At 40.9% G+C, this 4020-nt stretch carries 3 protein-coding genes; all 3 read right to left on the bottom strand.

Features of this window, described 5'->3' with window-relative positions:
* Positions 1–80: 80 nt before the first annotated feature.
* Positions 81–635 carry a YdcF family protein gene (locus H9649_RS17675; RefSeq protein ID WP_191696249.1) on the bottom strand — a complete coding sequence of 185 codons (555 nt, stop codon included), beginning with the start codon at positions 633–635 and terminating at the stop codon, positions 81–83.
* A 203-nt stretch (positions 636–838) separates the two neighbouring features.
* Positions 839–1723, bottom strand: coding sequence for a cation diffusion facilitator family transporter (locus H9649_RS17670; RefSeq protein ID WP_191696247.1), 885 nt, complete (start codon positions 1721–1723; stop codon positions 839–841).
* 424 nt (positions 1724–2147) lie between these two features.
* Entirely contained in the window at positions 2148–3602 is a 1455-nt protein-coding gene (locus tag H9649_RS17665; RefSeq protein WP_191696246.1) for an NAD(P)H-binding protein, read from the bottom strand.
* Between the last annotated feature and the right edge of the window lie 418 nt (positions 3603–4020).

Raw genomic sequence — 4020 nt, 5'->3', positions numbered from 1 at the left:
GGAGGAATTCCATGAAGATGATGAAAGCACTTGTACGAACAGCCCTCCGTTTGCCTTAAAATAAAAAACCTCTAGAATTGTCACTTCACCCATTTAGGAATAAATTCACCAAAGTACTTACCTACTCTTTGAACTTCAGACATTACTCGTTCGATTCCTTTTGCAGATAAATACCAGTTATCTTTAGTTATCTCATAGCGATCTACAACTGGCCTGACCATAATCTCGGTCGTATGTGGAAAAGCTTCTTGATAGCTCATTAAGGCTCTACGAGAATGACATGCTTTACATACAATAATGACTTTCTCAAACTCAATTCCTTTGTTTTTGAGCACCTCTAAAGAAAATCTTGCGTTCTCTAATGTATGCTGTGCTTGATCTTCTTTTAAAATGACTTCTTCTGGAATACCTCTCGATAAGCCTATGTTCTTTAAATAAGCCCATTCTGACATACCTACATGAGCCTTATAACCACCAGACGGCAGTATAAATGGTGCCACTCCTTTTTTATACAAAACCGCCGCTTCTTCCATTAATTGTGGATGATTAGACCCCGGAATCAAAATCACGTCCGCAGGAGAAATCTTTGATTCCACAAAAATAAAATCAGTAATACAGTCAAAGGGTAAAGTCATTTTCACCAGTCCTATCTGTCTTGAAATTCACTTAATCATTTTTTGTTTTTAAAGGCTAGATTATTTAATTGAACCATTAATGAATGTTGGACACTTTGTTTATAGTACTTGCCGTTGCTTGTAGCCTAAAGTTCTGTAAATACTAGAATCGAACCCATTTGCAGTGGAAGGAGATTGTTTTTACTTGAATTTATACTCCAAATTTATGCACTCCCATTGGAATTTGGTTCAACATGAACATGAACATCATATACTCCATCTTTTTCTTTCAATTTGTTTTCAACTAAGGTGGAAATATCATGAGCTTCTTCAAGACTTAGATTTGGTTGTACTAAAATTACAATATCGACGACTGCATTATTTCCATAATTCCTACCCTTAATTTCTTTAATCTCTTGTACCTCATTTATTGATTGAATCGTTTTTTTGTAAACTTCGATTTGATTTTCATCAAAGCCGTCACTTAAATCATGGGAGGCTTCTCTAAAAATATCCCATGCCGTTTTACAAATTAGAAATCCTACTACTAGTGCAGTTAAGGTATCAAGCCATGGCATATTTAACTGAGATCCGAATATTCCTATAGCAGTTCCTATACTGACCCACGCGTCTGAAATGTTGTCTTTGGCAGCCGCCATAACAGCTTGACTGTTTATTTTCACAGCTAATTTTTTATTGTATCGATAAACAAAATACATGACCAAAAAGGAAAAGATACCAACATATCCTGCCATTATATCTGGCGATTCCTTTCCTCCATCCGCAAAGGAGATGATTGTGCTAAGTAAGACTTGTATACCTACCGCCATCATAATAAAAGAAGCAACCATCGATGCGATTGTTTCACTTTTCCAATGACCATATTTATGATTTTTATCTGCTGGTTTCCTCGATAATCTTAGCCCGATAAGAACAGCGAACGATGCAACAATATCAGTTGTATTATTTAATCCATCTGCTTTCAGTGCTTCAGAGTCGCTTAAATATCCTATAATTAATTTTAAAATGGATAAACATATATAAGCGACTATACTTAAATAAGCACCTTTTTCACCTAATTTTAAATCATTATACTTTTGTTCATCCAACAAAACACAACTCCTTATCAAATAAATTCCCTGAAAATTTTAAACAAGATATAAACTTGCCTGAAGGCAACAAAAACCCTTGACTAGATTCAGTCAAGGGTTTTTGTTTTTGAAAAAATATATTTTGTTGAGATGAAATTCTCCATTTGAATCACTCGCAATATTGTTTTTTTAATTATATCACTAACGTAAACATGTAACGAGAAATGCTATGTTTTATTTATTATCTAATACGGTTTATCCTCAACTAAATGGCTCGTTTGCAGCATACTAAATAAATAATATGCTAGTAGTATACCAGAATTACAACAAAAGTTCTTTGTGCACTAAAAACAGCACCGCTATTGCGATGCTGTTTTTGTATACTCGATACTCATTTGGTTAGTACTTTGACTTTTATAGTACTCTAACGGACGGGCTTTTTTCATGTGACAGATTCCACATCAGGAATATACAATTTACTCACATCTAGCCGCGTCTGTTCACTGACCGTAAGCGCATGCATATGTCGCTGGAAACTCCACATGACAAATGCATGCATATTGGCTTGGGTCACATAGTAGATGAACCATGGCAAAGCGGGCAGATAATCATGGATGGCAATGATCACTTCTTCAGCTCCGGGAATTTTACGGAATTCCATCCGCCCACGCTGATTGACAGTCGCATCCATGAGGAATCCGCCCGTTATATAATATAGCGCACGATCTTCCGTACTCCGCTCAGGCGAATATTGCAATTCAAGCAATGTTCGGTTTCCGATAAAGCCAATTTTACAGTTTAAATCATCATCGACCGTCGTCATCACCCATGGGTTAAGGAAGGTCTGTAGCCATTTGACGTAATAACGCGCCGCTTCATCCGCCGTCCAACCGTTCGGCAGTTCAATCCGCTGCACAGAACGAACGTCTTGTTTCAAAGGACCGAAAACAATCGGTCTACCACTTTTCTCAGGTGTTTCCGCTTCAATTCGGAGCGCTTCTTTTGCGGCCTCCATGAATGGAATTTTGCCGTCACTAATGCCTACCAGATGATTTTCCGGGTTGACGACCATCGGATGGCGCAAACTTTCCACAAGCGGATAGACCATCTCTTTCGACGATTGTGTAACGAGCGTCAGCCAGAGTCTGGATAAGTTCAGCGAGAAGAACGGCACATCCAGGAAGCGGCGTTTCGTACCAAGCGCATCCGCTGTCAATTCCATCATCTTTTTATAAGTCATCACTTCCGGACCACCAATGTCGATCGTCCGCTCTTTCGGTTCAAATTCCAAAATGATCGCGCTTAACGCTTTTAGTACATCCGTCAAGGCAACAGGCTGCGTGTTCGAGCGTGTCCACTTCGGCAGAATCATCATCGGTAGACGTCTGACAAGTTTCGATAATATCGGGAATGAAGACCCTTTCGGCCCGATGATCAAACCCGCGCGCAATGCAGTGACAGGCACACCATACGACCGCAGGATCCGCTCACACTCCAGCCTGCTTTTCAGATGCCGTGATAAATCCTGTTCCTCCTCTTTCGGAATGATGCCGCTCAAATAGACAATTTCCTGGATACCCTGCTTCTTAGCCGCCTGCGCAAAGTTATCGGCCAATATGACATCCATATCTTCAAACGACCCTTGCGTCAGCCGCGCAGACTTCAACATCGAGTGCACTAGATAGACGGCGATGTCCGCCCCTTCCAGTGCTTTCTCCGCGTCTTTCATCGAAAATAAATCACACGATCGCCATTCTACATCGTCCGTATTCTTCCGCTGATCCCCGTTCCGCGACAGCGCAATCACCTTCGCATGCCCCTTTAATCTTTTCAGCAAATTATGCCCGATATATCCGCTTGCCCCTGCAACCGCCACCACTAATTTCCGTTCTGTCATATGAATCCACCCCATCTCGTCTTTTACTTCATGAAATACCCTAAACCTTGGAAATGTAAGCAAGTGTTTGTGATGGCAGGGGGTAGTTTACGCTGTATCGAAACGTAACCCGGTCGTATTGAAACGTAACCCTTGCGCAACGAAACGTAAATCGGTCGTATCGAAACATAGAACGGCAGTATCGAAACGTAACTCTTGCGCAACGAAACGTAGACGCCGTATCGAAACGTAGAACGTTCGTATCGAAACGTAACCTTCGCGCAACGAAACGTAACTCGGTCGTATCGAAACGTAGACACCGTATCGAAACATAGAACGGCCGTATCGAAAAGTAACTCTTGCGCAACGAAACGTAAATCGGTCGTATCGAAACGTAGACGCCGTATCGAAACATAGAACGGTCGTATCGAAAAGTAAC

Source organism: Sporosarcina quadrami, assembly GCF_014836615.1.
Taxonomy (GTDB): Bacteria; Bacillota; Bacilli; order Bacillales_A; family Planococcaceae; genus Sporosarcina; species Sporosarcina quadrami.
This window is presented reverse-complemented; position numbering and strand designations above follow the sequence as displayed.